Raw genomic sequence first — 19,901 nt, forward strand, 5'->3', positions numbered from 1 at the left:
CGGCCGGCCACCTCCGTGCGCCTCGTAGAGCCGGCGCTTACGGCTCAGTCGGAAGGGAGCGATCCCCTCCGGCAGCCGAATCTCCACGACGTAGGCGTCCGCCCGGTACGGAACCGCGCGACCGTTCGCGAGGCCGGGCTTGCGCCCCTCCGCCTCCCGAACCCGCCAGGAAGCCACCCCACCGAGCGACTGGACCAGATAGATGACGTCGTCGCGCAGCCGGGCGGATGTCGTCGAGTACTGCACCCGGCAGGTGCGCCCCGCCTGGACGACCGGCCCGCCGTCCGTGTCCAGCAACCCCTGGAGCACGGCTAGGCGGATGTCGACGCCGTTGCGCTTGTACACCTCCGGCACGAACTTGGTGCCGGACGTGGTCCCGGCCAGCTCCAGCTCGCGGAGCGCGACGGTCACCGGGTTGGCGACGATCACGCCACCACGGCCACCGTTGACGTGCCGGAGGACGTAGTCGATGTCACCCTTGCGGACTAGTTGAATGTCGGGGAGCGCCGCCTCGAGTGCGACCGCCAACTCCGGGTCCGCCGTGGTGAATCCCGGCGTCGTCCGGCACGAGATGGAGCCGTCGCCGAGCAGCAGGCCGAGGGCGTACGGGTCGAGCGGAACCTCCTGCGGCTCCATCTGCACGGGTGCCACGATCGGGAGTTCGTAGCGGTGGATGTAGCCCCGCCGCTCCTTGCCGATCATCTCCTGCGTTTCGAGGGTGCGCTGGCGGCCGCGTCGCTTGTCCTCGGGTGTCGCGACCGTCCAGAGGTGCTCACCGCAGCAGAGGGTGGACGCGCCGTCCTGGGTGGTGACCCGGTAGACCTGCTTGGGCCCCTGCGGGTAGATGCCGATCACCGGCGTGGGCTCGCCGTTCGAGCCGATGACCAGGTCACCAATCTGAAGTGAACCGAACGGCTTGAATCCCTCTGGAGTCAGAACTCGCGCATCGTACGGCTGCGCACGACCCCGCATATATGCCAGCGGCGCGACCTCGATCGTCCCGGCGGCCATCAGCTTCGGGATGGAGTCCGGGTCGAGCATGTCGTGCAGCGCGTCGTAGAGCGGCCGCAGGTAGGGGTCGATCTTCTCGTGCAGGGTGCCGGGCAGGAAGCCGAGCCGCTCGCCGGCCTCGACCGCCGGCCGGGTCAGGATGATCCTGTTCACCTGCTTGGCCTGGAGCGCCTGCACGGCCTTGGCCATCGCCAGGTAGGTCTTGCCGGTACCGGCCGGGCCGATGCCGAAGACGATGGTCTTCCCGTCGATCGCGTCGACGTACCGCTTCTGGCCAAGCGTCTTGGGCCGGATGGTCCGGCCGCGCCGGGACAGGATGTTGAGCGTCAGCACCTCGGCGGGGCGCTCGGTGCCGCCCTGCTCGATCATGCCGAGGGTACGCCGCACGGCGTCGGTGGTCAGTGTCTCGCCCTTCTCGATCAACTCGAGCAGCTCGGTGAAGAGCCGTTCGGCAATGGCGTTGTCGCCAGGGGCACCGGTGAGGGTGATCTCGTTCCCCCGGACGTGCACGTCACTGGGGATCGACCGCTCGATCAGTCGCAGGATCTCGTCGCCCGCGCCGAGCAGGTTAACCATGATCTTGGGGTCAGGAACCGTGATCCTGGTCTGCACCCGGGCCTGCCCCGGGGGTGGGGTACCGGTCATGGGTCGGGCCCGAGGCCCTGTGCCACCTGCTTCCGATCTCGGTGCCGCGGTGCCACCGGGAGCTTCCCGGCTGGTCGCGCGACGTGCGGACGTTGGAGTCATCGTATCCGTTCAACGCCGACGGCACGCTGCCCATTTCCGCCGCTCTCCACCGACCTGGGCAGGTCGTCCACCCGGTGGTAGTGACCTTGCCGGACGGGTCGGTGCGGGCGAGCCCCGGAACCGGACAGAAGCCCTCAGTCCGCCCGGAAGTCGAAGCGGTCGAAGGTCTCCTGGCGCCGAGTGAAGCGGTAGGTGGCCCAGTGCATCCGGACCACCTCGCCCCGGTCGTCCCGGGTCAGCCGGAGCAGCTCGCCGACCTCCCGCCCGGAGACCGTACGCAGCACGTCCGGCCGGTCCGGCAGCGGCGCGAAGACGGCCGGCGGCTTGCCGGCCGGGTCCGCCGCGCCGTGGGCCCGCAGGGCGCCGTCCCGCCACGAGAAGACGTACTCGAAACCCTCGCCCCACCAGCGGCCGAGCAGCCCGCGGTAGGGCTCCGGAGCCGGCTCGCCCGGGGTCCACGGCACGATGTCGGCGGGATCGTCCTGCGCCGACGCGGCCAGGATCTGGTGCGCCAGCTCGTTCACCGCGACACCGGTACCGGAGGAGCCGAGCACCGCGCAGCCCATCGCCCCGGGGGTGCCGGGACCGCCCCGCCGGCCGTAGACGCTGGCCAGGAAGCCGGGCATGGCACCGTCGTGGCCGACGTGCATGATCCGCTCGGCGGCTCCCGAGGCGTCCCGCTGGGGCAGCAGAATCAGGCCCAGCCCGAAACCGGCGCTCCAGAGCGACTCGTCGGTCACCGTCAACGGCCAGCGCATCTCGTCCAGGGTGGCCGGCCGGAGCACCGCACCGGCCGGGTCCAGCCCCGCCGGGTCGGCCAGGAACGCCGCCCAGCGGGCCATGTCGGGTGCGGTACTCCAGAGCTGGGCCGCCGGCCCGACCGCGCCGAGGTCGGTGTTCGGCTCCGGCCGGGCGTGGTCGGAGTAGGCGTCGACCAGGAAGCCGGTCGCCGCGCCCGCCGGCGGGTGCGTGACGGTGTCGGCCAGCCCGAGCGGGCCGAGTACCCGGTCGGCGAGCACCTCCGCCCAGGTGCCGCCGCGCAGCCGGGCGACCGCCTGGCCGAGCAGCGCGGCCCCGAGGTTGGAGTAGTGGAATCGGCGGGCCGGCGGCAGTACCCGTTCGGCCCGGGCCAGGTCGGCGAGAAACTCGTCGAGTTCCGGGCTGTGCAGGGTGTCCCACACGTCGCCGTACGGCTCGCGCTGTACCCCGGAGGTGTGCGACAGCAGCCGGCGTACGGTCAGCTCGCCGTGTGCCGGTACGTCGAGGTGCGCTCCGATCGGGTCGTCCAGGTCGAGCAGTCCGTCGTCCCGGCACTGCAACACGAGTACGGCGGTGAAGGTCTTCGTCACCGAGCCGATCCGGAACGCCGTGCCCGGGCCCAGCGGGGCGTCGTTGCCGGTGGTGCCGACCGTGCAGGTCTGCAGCGGCCGGTCGGCCCGGTGCAGCGCGGCCGAGACCGCCGGAATCCGGGACTCGGCCTGCGCCTGCCGGACCAGCCGCTCGAACTGCCGGTTTCCCCCGGTCATGATCCCCCCTAGCCCACGATCCCCTCGCCAAGATCACGGATCTTACGCCCGCCCACCTGCGCCGGCCGCCCGCCCACCTGGGGCCCGCCGCCCGCCCAGCGGGTGGCGCGGTGTGCGGCCCGAGCCGCCGGACGGGCCGAGGGGAGGCGCGCTCAGCGGGCCAGCATCGGCCCCAGCGGCTCGCCGCCGAGCACGTGGGCGTGGGCGTGGAAGACCTCCTGCCCGCCGTACGGGCCGGTGTTGAAGATCAGCCGGAAGCCGTCGGCGGCAAGTCCCTCGGTCTCGGCCACCACCGCCGCGGTGCCGAGTACGTCGCCGGCCAGCCCGGGATCGGCCTCGGTCAGGGTCACCACGTCGGCATAGTGCTCCTTCGGGATCACCAGCACGTGCACCGGTGCCTTCGGGTCGATGTCCCGGAACGCGAGCGTGGTGTCGGTCTCCCGGACGACGGTGGCCGGGATCTCGCCCGCGACGATCCGGCAGAACAGACAGTCGGTCTTCATCATCGCCAATCGTAGGGGCTGCCGCTCCCCGGCGCGGTCCGGCCCGACCGTACCCCGTGATGGCCGGCCCGGGCGTCCGGCTCCGGGAGCCGCCCGGCATCATGATCGGATGGCTGGACGAGCGGTGCTGGTGACGGGGGCGTCCCGGGGAATCGGGCGAGCGGTGGCGACGACGTTCGCCGCCGGTGGCGATCGGGTGGCGGTGCACCACCGCGACTCGACCCCGCTGGCCGAACAACTCGTCGCCGCCCTGCCCGGCGAGGGGCACGTGGTGGTCCAGGGCGATCTCGCCGACCCGGACGAGGTACGCGCGATGGTCGACGACGCGGCCGAACGACTCGGCGGACTCGACGTACTGGTGAACAACGCCGGGGTGTTCGGCAGCGCGGACGCGGGGCACCCGATCTTCGACTCCTCCTACGAGCAGTGGCAGCAACAGTGGCGCCGGACCCTCGACGTCAACCTGCTCGGCGCGGCCAACACCATCTGGTGCGCCGCCCGGCACCTGCGGGACCGGGGCGGCCGGATCGTCAACGTCTCGTCCCGGGGCGCGTTCCGGGGCGAGCCGACCCAGCCGGCGTACGGCGCCAGCAAGGCCGGGCTGAACGCGCTCGGCCAGTCCCTCGCGGTGGCCCTGGCCCCGTACGGCATCGCGGTCGCCACCGTCGCGCCCGGTTTCGTCGAGACCGACATGACCAACGAACACCTCAAGGCGCCGCGCGGCGACGCGATCCGGGCGCAGAGCCCGTTCAACCGGGTCGCCCGGCCGGAGGAGATCGCCGCTGCCGTGCACTGGCTGGCCTCGCCCGAGGCGGAGTGGGCCTCCGGCACCATCGTGGACCTCAACGGCGCCTCCTACCTGCGCACCTGAGCCGCCGCCCGGCCGCCGACCGGCGCCGGGCGGTGCCGTCCGGGGGTCGGGGCGGTCCTCGTCGGACAGCGGAAGGCGTCTCCGACTGGCAGGATGATCGATATCCGGCCGGTGGAAGGGGCGCGACGATGACGGTGGATCGGCGGGACGCGGCGACGGTCGACGGAGATGACGCGGCGACGGTCGACGGGGACGACGCGGTGCTGGAACGGGCGCTCGCCGCGCTGGACCTGGAGACCAAGGTCCGGCTCCTCTCCGGCCAGGACTTCTGGACCCTGCCGGCCGTACCCGCGATCGGGCTCGACTCGCTGGTGATGTCGGACGGCCCGATCGGGGTACGCGGCGTCCGCTGGACCCCGGACGACCCGTCCACCGCGCTGCCCAGCCCGACCGCGCTCGCCGCCACCTGGGATCCCGAGCTGGCCCGGCAGGCCGGCCGGATGCTCGCCGCCGAGTGCCGGCGCAAGGGAATCCACCTGCTCCTCGCCCCCACCGTCAACCTGCACCGCAGCCCGCTCGGCGGCCGGCACTTCGAGTGCTACTCGGAGGATCCGCTGCTCAGCGCCGAGATCGGCGTCGGCTATGTCACCGGCGTGCAGGACCTCGGCGTGGGCGCCACGGTCAAGCACCTGGTCGCCAACGACTCGGAGACGGAACGGATGACTGTGGACGTCCGGGTCTCCGAGCGCGCGCTCCGGGAGGTCTACCTCGTCCCGTTCGAGCGGATCGTCGCCGCCGGCGTCTGGGCGGTGATGGCGGCGTACAACGGGGTCAACGGGCACACCATGACCGAGCACGCCGGGCTGCTCCGGGACCTGCTCAGGCGGGAGTGGGGCTTCGACGGGATCGTGGTCTCCGACTGGACGGCGGCGACGAGCACCGAGGCGTCCGCGAACGCCGGGCTCGACGTGGTGATGCCGGCCGTCGGCGATCCGTGGGGCGCCGCGCTGGTCGCCGCCGTGCGCGCCGGCACCGTCGCCGAGGCCGAGGTGGACGAGAAGGTACGCCGGGTGCTCCGGCTCGCCGGCCGGGTCGGGCTGCTCGACGGGGTACCCCCGGCGGTGGACCCGGCCGACCGGCCGCGCCCGCCGGACGGCACCGCCCTGGCGCACGCGGTGGCGGTCCGCTCCTTCGTGCTGGCCCGCAACGACGGCGACCTGCTGCCGCTCGACCCGGGCCGGCTGCGCCGGGTCGCGGTGCTCGGCGCCCTCGCCGACGACGCGCGGATCCAGGGCGGCGGCAGTGCCCGGGTCGCGCCGCCGCACGCGATCTCCCCGCTCGCCGGGCTGGCCGCCGCGCTCCCCGACACCGACCTCGGGTACGCGGTCGGCGCCGACCCCCGGCTCCGGCTACCGGCGGCCGGCGGCGTGGCCTGGACCCCGATCACCGCGACGCTGCGCGACGCCGACGGCCGGGAGCGCTACCGGGCGGAGCTGGACCGGGCGACGGTGCGCTGGATGGGTGACCTGCCGGACGGGCTGCCGCCGGACGAGCTGGCCACCGTCGACCTCACCGCCGTACACACGCCGCGGACCAGCGGCACCGCCCGGCTCTCGATCGAGGGCTTCGGGGTCTTCACCCTCACCGTGGACGGCAGGGAACTCTTCGACGGTCCGGTCTACCACCCGGCCGAGGAGCCCGGCACGGTCTTCCGGGCCGACGTCGAGCGCCGGTTCGAGATCTCCGTCCGGGCCGGCGAACCGGTCGAGGTACGGCTCACCCGGCGGATGGTCGACGGCGACCACCCGGGCTTCGTGTCGTTCACCCTCGGGCATGCCGAGCCCACGGTCGGCTCGGACGACGACCTGCTCGACGAGGCGGTCCGGACGGCCACCGGCGCCGACGTGGCGGTGGTGGTGGTCGGCACCACCGAGGAGGTGGAGTCGGAGGGGTTCGACCGGAGCACGCTGGCGCTGCCCGGCCGGCAGGACGAGTTGGTCTCCCGGGTCGCGGCGGCCAATCCCCGGACGGTGGTGGTGGTCAACGCCGGCTCGCCGGTGCTGATGCCCTGGGCCGACGAGGTGGCGGCGATCCTGCTCACCTGGTTTCCCGGCCAGGAGGCCGGGGCGGCGCTCGCCGACGTGTTGCTGGGTCGGGCGGAACCGGGTGGCCGGCTCCCCACCACCTGGCCACGCCGGCCGGAGGACTGCCCGGCGCTTTCCACCACCCCGGTCGACGGGGTGCTCGACTACACCGACGGGGTCTTCGTCGGCTACCGGGGCTGGCGGGCCGCACCGCTCTTCCCGTTCGGGCACGGGCTCGGCTACACCGACTGGGCGTACGAGTCGCTGACCGTCGGGGCCGGGCCGGATGGGCCGGTCGCGGTGGTCACGGTCCGGAACACCGGCGTCCGCCCGGGCCGCGAGGTGGTGCAGGTGTACGTCGCCCCGGAGGCCATCGATCCGGACCGGCCGGCCCGCTGGCTGGCCGGCTTCGCCGCCGCCGGGGCGGCTCCCGGCGAGGCGGTGACGGTACGGGTGCCGCTGCCGGAGCGGACCTTCCAGGTCTGGGAGCCGGACGGCTGGCGGACCCGGTCCGGCCGGTACCGGGTCGAGGCGGGCCGCAGCGTCGCCGACCGGCGCCTGACCGCCGCCCTCGACCGCTGACCCGGCCCCCTCCCGGACCCCGCCGGGGAAGGCCGGCCACACACTGCCCGAGCACGCCCCGGGGTCACCAGCGGCCGAGCCGGCTGGAGAGCACGGCCAGTGCCGCGACCCCGGCGGTCGAGGTCCGCAGCACCTCGGGCCCGAGCCGGACCGGTACGGCGCCGGCCGAGGCCAGCGTCTCCAGCTCGGCCGGCGACACGCCGCCCTCCGGGCCGACCACCAGCACGATGTCACCGGTCGCGGGCAGCTCGGCGGTGCCCAGCCGGGCCTCCGCCTCCTCGTGCAGCACAAAACCGGCCGCCGCCTCGGCGATCCGCCGGGCCACCGCCCGGGTCGACTCGTCCGGCGCCTGCGCCGATCCGGCGACCACCGGCAGCCAGGACCGGCGGGCCTGCTTGGTCGCCTCGCGGGCGGTCGCCACCCAGCGGTCCCGGGCCCGGGCGCCCCGGTCGCCGCGCCACTGCGCCACCGAGCGCTCGGCCGCCCAGGGCACGATCTCGTCCACCCCGACCTCGGTCATCGCCTGCACGGCCAGCTCGGCCCGGTCGCCCTTGGCGATGCCCTGCACCACCACCAGGCGTGGGTCGGGCGGGTCGGCGTACCGCCGGGAGGTGACCGAGGCGGTCAGGGTGCCCCGGCCGACGGCGGTGACCACGGCGGTCAGGGTGCCGCCGCGCCCGTCGGCGAGCAGCAGCTCCGCACCGGTACGCAGCCGCTGCACGGTCGCGGCGTGGTGCCCCTCCGGACCGTCCAGCGTGACGGAGTCGCCGGGCGGCAGCGACTCGACCAGGAACAGCGGCGCGCTCACGGCGAGCAGGGTAACCGGTCGTCCGGCCGGGGAAGCTGGCCGGCCGGACGACGCGCCCGTCAGGCGTGGCCGTTGAAGGCGTCCCGCATCCGGGAGAAGAAGCCGCCCTGCTTGGTCAGCTCGGCGACCTCCTCGCCCCGGGTCTTGGCGAACTCGCGCAGCATCCGCTCCTGCTCGGCGTCGAGCTTGGTCGGGGTACGCACGTCGAGGTGCACGTAGAGGTCGCCCCGGCCGGTACCGCGCAGGTGCGGCACCCCCCGGGCCCGCAGCCGCAGCGTCGAGCCCGGCTGGGTGCCCGGCTTGACGTCGACCGGCTCCTCGCTGTCCAGCGTCTTGATGGTCAGCCGGGTGCCGAGCGCGGCGGCGGTCATCGGCACGGTGACCCGGCAGTGCAGGTCGTCGCCCTTGCGGGAGTAGACGTCGTGCGGCCGCTCGTGGATCTCGACGTAGAGGTCGCCGGCCGTACCGCCGCCGGGGCCGACCTCGCCCTGCTGGGCCAGCCGGATCCGCATGCCGTCCTCGACGCCGGCCGGGATCTTGACGGTCAACGAGCGGCGGGTACGCACCCGGCCGTCACCGGCGCAGGTGGGGCAGGCGTGCGGGATGACCGTGCCGTACCCCTGGCAGACGGTGCACGGCCGGGACGAGACGACCTGGCCGAGGAAGGTCCGCTGCACCGACTGCACCTCGCCCCGCCCGCCGCACGCCTCACAGGTGGCGAGATGGGTGCCGGGCGCCGTGCCGGCCCCGGAGCAGGTGGTGCAGAGCACGGCGGTGTCCACCGCGATCGGCGCCTCCACCCCGAACGCCGTCTCGTGCAGGTCGAGTTCGAGCCGCAGGATCGCGTCGGCCCCGGGCCGGGTACGCGGACGCGGCCCGCGCGCGCCACCCGCCGCCCCGAAGAACGCGTCCATGATGTCCTGGAAGCCGACGAACGGCCCACCGGCACCGCCCGGGCCGGCACCGGGGCCGCCACCAGGGGCCAGCGGGTCGCCACCGAGGTCGACGATCTGCCGCTTCTGGTCGTCCGAGAGGACCTCGTACGCGGCGTTGATGTCCTTGAACTTCTCGTGTGCCTCCGGATCCGGATTCACGTCCGGGTGGTACTGCCGCGCCAACTTGCGGTAGGCGCGCTTGATGTCGTCGTCGGAGGCGTCCCGGCTGACGCCGAGAATCCCGTAGTAGTCCTTGGCCACTGCGTTCCGTGTCCTCATGTCTGTCTCGCGTTACCGTCCGCCGGTCGTCAGGGTGAGCTTTGGTGGTCAGTTCTGCGCCAGCACGTCGCCGACGTAGCGTGCCACGGCCCGCACCGTGGCGATGGTGCCCGGGTAGTCCATCCGGGTGGGACCCAACACGCCGAGTCCGCCGACGATGGTCGTACCCGGACCGTATCCCGTGCTGACCACCGAGGTGGCCCGCAGATTGTCGATCTCGTTCTCGTCGCCGATGCGTACCTGGAGGGTGTTCGGCTCCACCTCGCCGATCAGCTTGAGCAGGATGACCTCCTCCTCGAGCGCCTCGAGGATGGGCCGCAGCGACCCCTGGAAGTCGAGCAGCCCGCCCCGGGTCAGGTTGGCGGTGCCGGCCATCACGATCCGCTCCTCGTGCCGCTCGACCAGGGTCTCCAGCAGCACCGTGGCGAGCGTGGTCATCGCCGGGCGGAGCCCCGGAGGCACCTCGTCGACCAGCGCCTGGACCAGCGGCGGGGTCTCGGCCAGCTTCTCGCCGCCGAGCCGCTCGTTGACCAGCCGGCGCAGGTCGGTCACGTCGTCGGCGCTGATCGGGGTCGGCAGCTCGACCAGCCGCTGCTCCACCCGACCGGTGTCGGCGATCATGACCAGCATCAGCCGGGTGGTGGAGATCGGCACCAGCTCCAGGTGCCGGACGGAGGACCGGGCCAGGCTCGGGTACTGCACCACGGCCACCTGCCGGGTGAGCTGGGCGAGCAGCCGGACCGTACGGTGCACCACGTCGTCGAGGTCCACCGCGCCGACCAGGAAACGCTCGATCGCCCGGCGCTCGGCCGGGGTGAGCGGCTTGACCCGGGAGAGCCGGTCCACGAAGAGCCGGTAGCCACGGTCCGTGGGGACCCGGCCGGCGCTGGTGTGCGGCTGCCGGATGTAGCCCTCCTCCTCCAGCACGGCCATGTCGTTGCGGACGGTGGCCGGGGAGACCCCGAGCTGGTGCCGCTCGACCAGGGCCTTGCTGCCGACCGGTTCCTGGGTGGCGACGTAGTCCTCCACGATCGCGCGCAGCACGTCGAGCTTGCGGTCGTCGAGACCCATCCTCACCTCCCTGCGACGTCCCGGCCCCGGCTGGGCGAAACGACCGGGGCGGCCACGACGGTCGGGCCAGGTCCGCCCTGGCACTCGACTGTAGCGAGTGCCAGTCTACGACCAAGGCGTACCCGGCGCGATGATCGATTGGAAGGGCTATCCGAACCCGGACAACAGGCTTGCCAGCACACCCTACCCCGGTCGGCCTAGCAGGTACGGTCGGCCATTGTCCAGATTCAATCCGCCGGGCGGCTGGCGCCGGTTGAGCGGGAGTCCTACCGTGACCTCCATGACTGAACCGCCTCGCCCTCCCGGAGAATACGGCGGTCCGCCCCCGGACCCGACCGCCCCGATGAATCCGGGCCAATACCCGACGCCAGGCGAGGGGTACCCCCCGCCCGCCGCACCCCAGTATGGTGCGCCCGGCACGCCCCCGCCGACCTCCGGCGGCGGCACGTACCCGACCTCGGGCGGCGGGACCTACCCGACGTCAGGTGGCGGGACCTATCCGACCTCCGGTGGCGGTTATCCCCCGCCCGGGGGGTACCCGCCACCCGGCGGTTACCCACCCCCCGGCGGCGGTTACCCACCCCCCGGCGGCCAGCCACCGGGCGGCTACCCCGGTGCCGGCTACCCGCCACCGGGCGGCTACCCGGGCAACCCGTACGGCGCCCCGGCACCGTCCGGCTACGCCAACAGCGACGAGAAGACCTGGGCCCTGATCGCCCACTTCGGCGGCATCGTGGTCGGCTTCATCGCCTCGCTCGTCGCGCTGCTCGCCAAGGGCAACGAGTCGCCGACCGTACGCGCGCACGCGGTCGAGGCGCTCAACTTCCAGATCACCTGGGGCATCATCTCGATCGTCTCGCTCATCGTCGGGACCTGCACCCTCGTGCTGATCTTCCTGCCGTTTATCGCCTGGCTGGTGGTGCTGATCTTCTCGATCATCGCCGGCATGAAGGCCAACGAGGGCGTGCTGTACCGCTATCCGATGACCATCCGCATGGTCAAGTAGTACCGATAACGCTGTGCTGGCCCGTGCCGGATCCGGCGCGGGCCGACGCACTGTCGGGGCCGGGTCAGGGCAGCAGGTCCCGGACCACCGCGTCGGCCAGCAGCCGCCCGCGCAGGGTGAGCACGGCCTGCCCCGCCTCGTACGCCGCCCCGTCCAGCAGGCCGGTCTCGCGGGCCCGGGCCGCGCCGACCCGCCCCGCGTCGTCCAGCGCCGCCAGCGGCAGCCCGGTGGCGAGCCGGAGCCGGAGCAGCACCTCCTCCACCTGTCGCTCCCGCGCCGACAGCACCTCCCGGGCCTGCCCGGGGGACTGCCCCGCACCGAGTCGGGCCGCGTAGCTCGACGGGTGCTTGACGTTCCACCAGCGGACCCCGCCGACGTGGCTGTGCGCGCCGGGACCGAGGCCCCACCAGTCGCCGCCGGTCCAGTAGAGCAGGTTGTGCCGGCAGGCAGCAGCCGGCGTGCGGGCCCAGTTGGAGACCTCGTACCAGGAGAAGCCCGCCTCGGACAGCGCCGCCTCCGCGGCCAGGTAGCGGTCCGCCGCCACGTCGTCGTCCGGGTACGCCAGCTCGCCGCGCCGCATCCGGGCGGCCAGCCGGGTGCCGTCCTCGACGATCAGGGCGTACGCGCTGACGTGGTCGACCCCGGCGGCCAGCACCGCCGACAGCGATGCCGCGAAGTCCTCCGCGCGCTCCCCCGGCGTTCCGTAGATCAGGTCCAGATTGACGTGGGCGAAGCCGACCTCCCGGGCCTCCTGCGCGGCCTCGGTGGCCCGGCCGGCGGTGTGCCGGCGGTCGAGGACCGCCAGCACGGGCGGGGCGGCCGACTGCATGCCCAGGGAGATCCGGGTGTAGCCGGCGGCCCGCAGTTCCTTGAGCGACTCCCGGGTCACCGACTCCGGATTCGCCTCGGTGGTGACCTCGGCATCGGCGGCCAGCCCCCAGGTCCGGTCGATGCCGTCCAGGATCCGGGCCAGGTCGTCCGGGGGCAGCAGGGTGGGCGTACCGCCGCCGACGAAGACCGTGTCGACCCGGGCCGGCGGCCGGTCGGCCAGTACCCGGGCGGCCAGCCGCAGTTCGGCGAGCACCTGGTCGGCGTAGCCGTCCCGGCCCGCCGTCCCGCCGAGTTCGGTCGCGGTGTAGGTGTTGAAGTCGCAGTAGCCGCAGCGGCTGGCGCAGAACGGCACGTGCACGTAGACGCCGAAGCCGCGGTCGCCGACCGTGGCCAGGGCGGCGTCGGGCAGCGCCCCGTCGACGGGTACGGGCTCGCCCGCTGGGAGCAGTCCAGGCATATGACTAGTGTGCGGGCATGACCACAGCCCCTGATCCGCTCGTCCGGGTCTCTACCACGCACGGAGTGACAACTCTCACCCTGGACAGCCCGCACAACCGCAACGCACTCTCCAGCACCCTGCTCCGGCAACTGCTCGACGCGCTGGGCACGGCGGCGGCGGACGACGACGTCCGGGTGGTGGTGCTCTCGCACACCGGGCCGGTCTTCAGCTCCGGCGCCGACCTCAAGGAGACGGCGGCGGCGTACCGCGAGGGCACGGTGCCGGTGGCGATGCTCGGTGACGTGCTCGCGGCGATCTGGGAGTGCCCGAAGCCGGTGGTGGCCCGGATCGGCGGGCCGGCCCGGGCCGGTGGCCTCGGCCTGGTCGCGGCGGCCGACATCGCGATCTGCGCCCAGGAGGCGACCTTCGCGTTCACCGAGGTACGGCTCGGGGTGATCCCGGCGGTGATCTCGGCGACCGTGCTGCCCCGGCTGCAACCACGGGCCGCCGCCGAGCTGTATCTGACCGGGGACGTCTTCGACGGTCGTCGGGCGGCCGAGATCGGCCTGGTCACCACGGTGACCTCGGCCGAGGCGCTGGACGAGACCGTCGCCTCGTACTGCCTGGCGCTGGTCCGTGGTGCACCCGGGGCGCTGGCCGGGGCGAAGGAGCTGCTCCGGCGCGGCACGGCGGAGAGCTTCCGGGCCGATCTGGCGGAGCTGCGCGACCTGTCGGTGCGGTACTTCCACTCCGAGGAGGGGCGCGAGGGCGTCGCGGCGTTCGGCGAGAAACGGCCCGCCCGGTGGGTACCCGGCGGCTGACTCCGGCTCCGCCGGCCCTGACTTGGCCGTGACCGGGTCTGGATTTTGGGCAGTCGAAGTAGGCTGTGTCCGACTATCGGGCAGGGGGTGGCGGTGCAGACTCGGGCCATGGTGGCGGCGGGGGTGGCGCTCGCGGCGGTTGCCGGTTTCGGTGTCTACCTGGGCGCCCGCGAGTTCGGGCACACCCTGCCGATACCCAGCGCCGCCCCGGGCTGCGTGGTCGAGGCGGACGGCCGGGTCACGCTGAACGCCGAGCAGATGGCGAACGCCGCGACCATCGCCGCGGTGGGCGTCCGGCGGGACATGCCGGAGCGGGCCGTGGTGGTGGCGCTGGCCACGGCGTTCCAGGAGTCCCGGCTGCGCAACCTGGCCGGCGGTGACCGGGACTCGGTAGGGCTGTTCCAGCAGCGGCCGAGTCAGGGCTGGGGCAAGCCGGAGCAGATCCGGGATCCGCGCTACGCCGCGACCAAGTTCTACAACGCGCTGAAGAAGGTCCGCGGCTGGGAGCAGATGGAGGTCACGGTCGCGGCGCAGCGGGTGCAGCGGTCGGCCTACCCCCGCGCCTACCAGCAGTGGGCGGACGAGTCCGAGGTGCTGACCCGGGCGCTGCTGGGCAATGCCACCGGCGCGGTGGCCTGCACGGTGGGCCGGGAGCCGGCAATGCGCGGGACCGCGGCGGCGGCGGCGCTGACCGCCGGGCTGAAGCTGGACTGGGGCCGGCTGGAGACGTCGGTTCCGGCCGAGTTGACCGGGCTGGCCGTACCGACGACGGATCAGCAGGTGGGCTGGCGCTACGCGCACTGGCTGGTGTCGCACGCCGACGACCACGGGGTGAAGACGGTGCGCTTCGGCGACCTCCAGTGGACGGCGGACGACGGCACCTGGGCGCCGGTCAAGGGCGCGCCGCCGACCCCGCACCAGGTGGTCGCCGAGGTCTTCACCGACTGAGCCTGCTCAGGCCGCGAAGCGGCACCGATCGCCCGGCGATTTTGTTGCACGACCGGGTCACCGCTAACTGGCAGTGATTGCACAAACGGCCAGATCGGCTCGTATACCCCTATTTTCCAACGGACTTGTTGCGCCCTGTCAGGGTCCGGCTGCCCTGCGTACCTCCGGATGGCCTGCGCCGGACGTACGGCGGAGCGCCGAGATGCGGATCTTGCGGAGGGAGCTACGATCGGCAGCCTGTGTGCTCAGAAGAGTTTCACCCTATGGGGAGGGGACGCGGTGTTCGACTACGGCGGCCGCACTGGCTACGAGCCGATCAGTGACACGGATCGCAAGGAGTTCCACGAGCAGGGCTTCCTGTTGCTCCGCAACGTCCTGACCGAGGACCACCGCGCGGCCCTGGAGGCCGCGGTCGACCGGGTCTACGCCGAGGAGAAGGCGGCCGGCAACACCACCAAGGACGGCACGCTGCACCTGCTGGGCTTCCTGGAGCGGGACGAGCTCTTCGGCGAGCTGCTCACCCACCCGATCGCGTTCCCCTACATGTGGGGTCTCGCGGGGTGGAACATCTACACCCACCACAACCACCTGGACGTGACGCCGCCGGCCCTGGAGCCGGAGAAGCCGTACTGGGGCTGGCACCAGGACGGCTACCGGCAGAACTCGGACCCCGAGACGATGGATCCGAACCTGCCCCGGCCGATGTTCTCGCTCAAGGTCGCGTACGTGCTCTCCGACCTGTCGGAGAAGGGCCGCGGGGCGACCAAGGTCATCCCGGGCAGCCACCTGTGGAACTCGCTGCCGCGCCCGGCCGACCTGACGGTGCACAACCCGGACCCCGAGGGCACGGTCGAGATCACCGCCAACCCCGGCGACGCCTTCATCTTCGACCGGCGCCAGTGGCACTCCCGGTCCACCAATCTCTCCACCATCACCCGGAAGATGCTCTTCGTCGGCTACACCTACCGGTGGATCCGGCCGCTGGACGAGCTGCACCCGGACAAGGACGGCGAGTGGTACCAGAACCGGACCCCGGTGCAGCGCCAACTGCTCGGTGAGGGTACGCACACCGCCAACTACTGGGGCATCAACTGGAACGGGTACGTCGACGACGAGATCCCGCTGCGCAAGGAGCTGAAGGAGCGCGGTCTGCTCGACCGCAGCATCCCCTGGCTGCGCTGACCGTCTCCGACGTGACTGTGGCGGCGCCGCCGGTCCAGCCCGGGCCGGTGGGGCCGCCACTTCGTTTTCGGGCTGTCGAGACAAAGCCCTCGGGCGGCCTGCCGGTGATTTTCTGTCCCGTCCACGGGACCCTTTGCCTAACGACACCGGCGCATAACCGTGGGTAATTCATCGACGGTATTGGCAGTTTTACCGACGCCATCCGGAGTGGCCTGGCACACACCACGCCGGGCGGGGCCGTTGTGCCGATCCGGGCGGGCACCGACGGCAACACGGTCGGCGGGTAATCGACTACGGAAGCGCCGGCCAACGCGACGGAATCGTCAAACCATTCATGTTCGGCCGATGGCCGGACCCGCCGTTCGGTGGGGCTAGCCCAGCCGACCGGACATCCGGTAGACGTCAACGAGAAGTGCCCAGAACTCGTTATTCAACGGCTGGCCCTCGTCGTTGGTCAGCCGGTGCGCCGGGCACTTCATGGTCGGGCTGGCCAGCTCCACGCCGTGCGGCGGGACGCTGCCGAACCGGATCCTCCGCTGGCCCTCCGGGCCGACGGCGCGGAACTTGTCGGGCCCGATCCGGAAGGCACCCCGGACGATGTCCGCGACGGTGAACTTCGGGTGCTGGATCTCCGTCGGGTCGCCCGTCAACTGCCTCATCCGGGCCATCTCCTGCTGGTCGTGCAGGACCGAGAGGCTGGCCAGCATGGATGTGCTGCCCCGCAGGGTGTCCGCCAGTTCCTCCCCGGACAGGCCCAGGGTCTCCCGCGCGTACGTCAGCGCGGACTCCAGGCAGATCAACGCCTCCAGCAGGGCGAGGCTGATGTTGCGCTTGAACTTGTGCCGCAGCGAGGCCGCCAACTCCTCGGCACCGGCACCGGGGCGCGGCACCAGCTGGTCCTCCCAGACCACCGCCTCCCGATGCGCGGCCACGACCGCGACGGCACGCTCCAGCACCGGCGTCGGGTGCGCGAACATGCCGTCGACCAGGTCCCGGAAAAGCTGGTCGAGCCTTTGCAGATTGTCGACGAGGTCCCGCCCCGGTGCGGTACGGCGCAATTCTGTCAGCGCATCAGAATCCCGCAACGCCTGGAACCACTCTTCGACCAGGGGGGTGTACGCCTCAAGGTACAGCGCGACCTTGGGATGCCGATCCGAAAGCTGTAGAGGTGACACCCTAACGCTTCCCGGGAGAGAGTCCGTGGACACTTACAGAGCGTAACATGGGGAGATCATTTGAGCAAATGCGAATGAACGATCACAACTATAGGCGGTGCCGGCCAGTCGATCACGACAGTCGATCGTACGGCCGTGGTGAATTTAGCGGTCCGTGGCAGTCGGCGCCAGACCGTCCGGTCGACGTATCGGTCGGCGGCGGAGTCGGCGGGCCGACAGGCCGGGCCGAGATGCCAGCGGGGCGCCGGCCGACTCGGCCGGCGCCCCTTGCTACCGGAGAGCGGGGGCTCAGTAGCGGCTGATTCGCCGACGGCGGCCGACTCCGGCCACCAGGGCCACCGCGACGGCGGCCAGTGCGACCTGGATCAGCAGCTCCATCCAGTCGATGCCGGCCGTCACGGTCGCGATGCCGGCGGCCCGGGCGATGACCGTGCCGAGCAGCGCGGCACCGACACCGATCAGCATGGTCAGCCAGATCGGCATGTCCTGCCGGCCGGGTACGACCAGACGACCGAGGGCGCCGATGACAAGACCGACGATGAGCGCGGTGATGATACCCCAGACGGTGAGTTCCACGGCCGTCCTCCTTCGGATGCGTCACACGTTGTTGTGGTGACTGCTAGGTTCCCGAAGGCTGAAAAGCTCAAACCGACCTAGGCGCCCAGACGTCGCGCCGCGTCCCGAACCGCCGCATCCATCGTGTCGAAGGCCAGCGGCGGCGGATCCACCAGGGAAAACCAGCTCAGCTCGGCAGACTCGGCCGGATCGAGCACGATCCTCGGGGCGTCCAGGGTGGCCAGGAAAAAGTGGTCGAGGACCGGCAGAATCTCGTCCTGGAACTCGTAGCTGCCGACGTACATGCCGAGATGGTCACCAAGGGTGATCGACACCCCGAGCTCCTCCCGGGCCTCCCGTACCGCCGCCTCCACCGGGTGCTCCCAGCCGTCGCAGAACCCGCCCGGCGTCTCCCACCGGCCGATCATCGGTTCCGCTGCCCGGCGCAGGGCCAGGAAGCGCAGATCCGCGACGTCCGGCCCCGTCCCGGGACCGGCCGGCCCTGCCCCGGGACCGGCCGGCCCTGCCCCGGGACCGGCCGGCCCGAGCGACGGAGCGCGGTCCAGGATGACGAGGCCGACGGTCGGGCGGGCGTTGACGAAGAGCTGGTAGCCGCACCGGGCACAGGTGGTCGGTGCGGGGCCGGGCAGTGCCGCCGCACACCGGGGACAGAAGGACGCGCCGGGGCCGTACCCCCGGGGAATCACTTCTTGCCGCCGCCCTTGCCGTCGCCGGAGTCGCCGGTGGAGAGGGCGGCGATGAAGGCCTCCTGCGGCACCTCGACCCGGCCCACCATCTTCATCCGCTTCTTCCCCTCCTTCTGCTTCTCCAGCAGCTTGCGCTTCCGGCTGATGTCACCGCCGTAGCACTTGGCCAGCACGTCCTTGCGGATCGCCCGGATGGTCTCCCGGGCAATCACCCGGTTGCCGATCGCCGCCTGGATCGGCACCTCGAACTGCTGCCGGGGGATCAGCTTCTGCAACTTCGCCGCGATGTTGACGCCGTAGTTGTACGCCTTGTCCTTGTGCACGATCGCGCTGAACGCGTCCACCGGCTCGCCGTTGAGCAGGATGTCGACCTTGACCAGGTCGGAGTGCTGCTCGCCGGAGGGCTCGTAGTCCAGCGAGGCATAGCCCTTGGTACGGCTCTTGAGCTGGTCGAAGAAGTCGAAGATGATCTCGGCGAGCGGCAACGTGTAGCGCAGTTCGACCCGGTCGGCGGAGAGGTAGTCCATCCCCTGCAACGAGCCACGCCGCCCCTGGCAGAGTTCCATCACCGCGCCGACGTAGTCGTTCGGGGTCAGCACGGTGGCCCGGACCACCGGCTCGTACACCTCGGCGATCTTGCCGGTGGGGTACTCGCTCGGGTTGGTGACCGTGACCTCCTTGCCGTCCTCCAGGACGACCCGGTAGACCACGTTGGGTGCCGTCGAGATCAGGTCGAGGTTGAACTCGCGTTCCAGCCGCTCACCGATGATCTCCAGGTGCAGCAGGCCGAGGAAGCCGCAGCGGAAGCCGAAGCCGAGCGCGGCCGAGGTCTCCGGCTCGTAGTTGAGCGCCGCGTCGTTGAGCTTCAGCTTGTCGAGCGCGTCCCGCAGCGCCGGATAGTCCGACCCGTCGATCGGGTAGAGACCCGAGTAGACCATCGGCTTCGGGTCCTTGTAGCCACCGAGCGCCTCGCTCGCCGGCCGGGCGTTGATGGTGACGGTGTCACCGACCCGGGACTGCCGGACGTCCTTCACGCCGGTGATCAGATAGCCCACCTCGCCGACCCCGAGCGCGCCGGCCTTCTGCATCTCCGGGGAGATCACGCCGAGTTCCAGCAGCTCGTGCACCGTGCCGAGGGACATCATCTTGATCTTGTCGCGAGCCTCGATCCGGCCGTCGACCACCCGGACGTACGTCACCACGCCCCGGTACACGTCGTAGACGGAGTCGAAGATCATGGCTCGGGCCGGCGCGGTCGCGTCACCGACCGGCGGCTTGAACTGCCGGACGATCTCGTCGAGCAGGTACGGCACCCCCTCGCCGGTCTTGCCGGAGACCCGGATGCAGTCGCTCGGATCCACGCCGATCAGGTGCGCCAGCTCCTCGGCGTACTTGTCCGGCTGGGCGGCCGGCAGATCGATCTTGTTGAGCACCGGGATGATGTGGAGGTCGTTCTCCATCGCCAGATAGAGGTTGGCCAGGGTCTGCGCCTCGATCCCCTGGGCGGCGTCGACCAGCAGGATCGCCCCCTCGCAGGCGGCGAGCGACCGGGACACCTCGTAGGTGAAGTCCACGTGCCCAGGCGTGTCGATCATGTTCAGCACGGCCTCTTCGCCCTGCTGGTCGCCCTCCCGCACGGTCCACGGCATGCGGACCGCCTGGCTCTTGATCGTGATGCCGCGCTCCCGCTCGATGTCCATCCGGTCGAGATACTGTGCGCGCATCTGCCGGGGGTCGACCACGCCGGTGAGCTGCAACATCCGGTCGGCCAGCGTCGACTTGCCGTGGTCGATGTGGGCGATGATGCAGAAGTTCCTGATGCGGCCGGGGTCGGTGGCACCAGGGGAGTTCGCGCCGGAGTCGGGCGTCGGTGGCACGGC

Annotated in this window: 16 protein-coding genes and 2 pseudogenes; 6 read left to right on the plus strand and 12 right to left on the minus strand. The window is 72.0% G+C overall.

Annotation, left to right across the window (positions count from 1 at the left end; all coding sequences use genetic code 11):
• Window positions 1–153 precede the first annotated feature (153 nt).
• The 4 genes and pseudogenes from ACSMXO_RS34900 to ACSMXO_RS34915 form a co-directional block, all read right to left on the minus strand.
• Window positions 154–702: pseudogene (locus ACSMXO_RS34900) on the minus strand (LAGLIDADG family homing endonuclease); the annotation flags it as partial.
• Between the two features lie 207 nt (window positions 703–909).
• Window positions 910–1,656 (minus strand): annotated as a pseudogene (locus ACSMXO_RS34905) (PhoH family protein); the annotation flags it as partial.
• A 236-nt stretch (window positions 1,657–1,892) separates the two neighbouring features.
• Complete coding sequence (locus ACSMXO_RS34910) at window positions 1,893–3,284, minus strand: serine hydrolase domain-containing protein (RefSeq protein WP_346260600.1); 1,392 nt, start codon at window positions 3,282–3,284, stop codon at window positions 1,893–1,895.
• Window positions 3,285–3,436: 152 nt separating this feature from the next.
• A complete protein-coding gene (locus ACSMXO_RS34915; protein WP_346260599.1) occupies window positions 3,437–3,790 on the minus strand; it encodes a histidine triad nucleotide-binding protein in 354 nt (117 codons plus the stop codon).
• A gap of 106 nt (window positions 3,791–3,896) precedes the next feature.
• Here ACSMXO_RS34915 and ACSMXO_RS34920 point away from each other — a divergent pair, with 106 nt between their 5' ends.
• Together ACSMXO_RS34920 and ACSMXO_RS34925 are read left to right on the plus strand one after the other, a co-directional pair.
• Window positions 3,897–4,658, plus strand: a complete 762-nt coding sequence (locus ACSMXO_RS34920) for an SDR family NAD(P)-dependent oxidoreductase (protein WP_455415309.1) — start codon at window positions 3,897–3,899, stop codon at window positions 4,656–4,658.
• 128 nt (window positions 4,659–4,786) lie between these two features.
• Entirely contained in the window at window positions 4,787–7,264 is a 2,478-nt protein-coding gene (locus ACSMXO_RS34925; protein ID WP_346260597.1) for a glycoside hydrolase family 3 protein, read from the plus strand.
• Between the two features lie 64 nt (window positions 7,265–7,328).
• Here ACSMXO_RS34925 and ACSMXO_RS34930 read toward each other — a convergent pair whose 3' ends face one another.
• From ACSMXO_RS34930 to hrcA, 3 genes are all read right to left on the minus strand, one after another.
• Window positions 7,329–8,072: a 16S rRNA (uracil(1498)-N(3))-methyltransferase gene (locus ACSMXO_RS34930; protein ID WP_455415310.1), complete on the minus strand. Its 744-nt coding sequence runs from the start codon at window positions 8,070–8,072 to the stop codon at window positions 7,329–7,331.
• A 59-nt stretch (window positions 8,073–8,131) separates the two neighbouring features.
• Window positions 8,132–9,268 (minus strand): molecular chaperone DnaJ, encoded by a 1,137-nt coding sequence (dnaJ, locus tag ACSMXO_RS34935; RefSeq protein WP_318398586.1) that lies wholly within the window; start codon window positions 9,266–9,268, stop codon window positions 8,132–8,134.
• Between the two features lie 66 nt (window positions 9,269–9,334).
• On the minus strand, window positions 9,335–10,357 hold the full coding sequence (hrcA, locus tag ACSMXO_RS34940; RefSeq protein ID WP_346260595.1) for a heat-inducible transcriptional repressor HrcA: 1,023 nt from the start codon (window positions 10,355–10,357) through the stop codon (window positions 9,335–9,337).
• Window positions 10,358–10,637: 280 nt separating this feature from the next.
• Between hrcA and ACSMXO_RS34945 the strand changes: the two genes are divergently transcribed.
• Complete coding sequence (locus ACSMXO_RS34945) at window positions 10,638–11,363, plus strand: DUF4870 domain-containing protein (RefSeq protein ID WP_455415311.1); 726 nt, start codon at window positions 10,638–10,640, stop codon at window positions 11,361–11,363.
• Between the two features lie 64 nt (window positions 11,364–11,427).
• Here ACSMXO_RS34945 and hemW read toward each other — a convergent pair whose 3' ends face one another.
• Window positions 11,428–12,651, minus strand: a complete 1,224-nt coding sequence (gene hemW / locus ACSMXO_RS34950) for a radical SAM family heme chaperone HemW (RefSeq protein WP_346260593.1) — start codon at window positions 12,649–12,651, stop codon at window positions 11,428–11,430.
• Between the two features lie 17 nt (window positions 12,652–12,668).
• On the opposite strand from hemW, the gene ACSMXO_RS34955 reads away from it, so the two are divergent.
• The 3 genes from ACSMXO_RS34955 (at window position 12,669) to ACSMXO_RS34965 (ending at window position 15,584) form a co-directional block, all read left to right on the plus strand.
• Window positions 12,669–13,454 carry an enoyl-CoA hydratase family protein gene (locus ACSMXO_RS34955; protein WP_455415312.1) on the plus strand — a complete coding sequence of 262 codons (786 nt, stop codon included), beginning with the start codon at window positions 12,669–12,671 and terminating at the stop codon, window positions 13,452–13,454.
• Between the two features lie 87 nt (window positions 13,455–13,541).
• A complete protein-coding gene (locus ACSMXO_RS34960) occupies window positions 13,542–14,402 on the plus strand; it encodes a hypothetical protein (RefSeq protein WP_346260591.1) in 861 nt (286 codons plus the stop codon).
• 279 nt (window positions 14,403–14,681) lie between these two features.
• Window positions 14,682–15,584 carry a phytanoyl-CoA dioxygenase family protein gene (locus ACSMXO_RS34965; RefSeq protein WP_346260590.1) on the plus strand — a complete coding sequence of 301 codons (903 nt, stop codon included), beginning with the start codon at window positions 14,682–14,684 and terminating at the stop codon, window positions 15,582–15,584.
• Between the two features lie 371 nt (window positions 15,585–15,955).
• On the opposite strand, the gene ACSMXO_RS34970 is transcribed toward ACSMXO_RS34965, so the two are convergent.
• The 4 genes from ACSMXO_RS34970 to lepA form a co-directional block, all read right to left on the minus strand.
• The gene (locus ACSMXO_RS34970) at window positions 15,956–16,759 is read right to left on the minus strand and encodes a hypothetical protein (RefSeq protein WP_455415313.1); all 804 of its coding nucleotides are present in this window, start codon (window positions 16,757–16,759) and stop codon (window positions 15,956–15,958) included.
• Between the two features lie 288 nt (window positions 16,760–17,047).
• On the minus strand, window positions 17,048–17,335 hold the full coding sequence (locus tag ACSMXO_RS34975; RefSeq protein ID WP_346260588.1) for a GlsB/YeaQ/YmgE family stress response membrane protein: 288 nt from the start codon (window positions 17,333–17,335) through the stop codon (window positions 17,048–17,050).
• A gap of 77 nt (window positions 17,336–17,412) precedes the next feature.
• On the minus strand, window positions 17,413–18,021 hold the full coding sequence (locus tag ACSMXO_RS34980; protein ID WP_455415314.1) for an NUDIX domain-containing protein: 609 nt from the start codon (window positions 18,019–18,021) through the stop codon (window positions 17,413–17,415).
• Window positions 18,018–19,898, minus strand: a complete 1,881-nt coding sequence (gene lepA / locus ACSMXO_RS34985) for a translation elongation factor 4 (RefSeq protein WP_346260586.1) — start codon at window positions 19,896–19,898, stop codon at window positions 18,018–18,020. Before lepA ends, ACSMXO_RS34980 begins: the two co-directional genes overlap by 4 nt.
• Between the last annotated feature and the right edge of the window lie 3 nt (window positions 19,899–19,901).

This window comes from Plantactinospora sp. DSM 117369, from assembly GCF_053764795.1.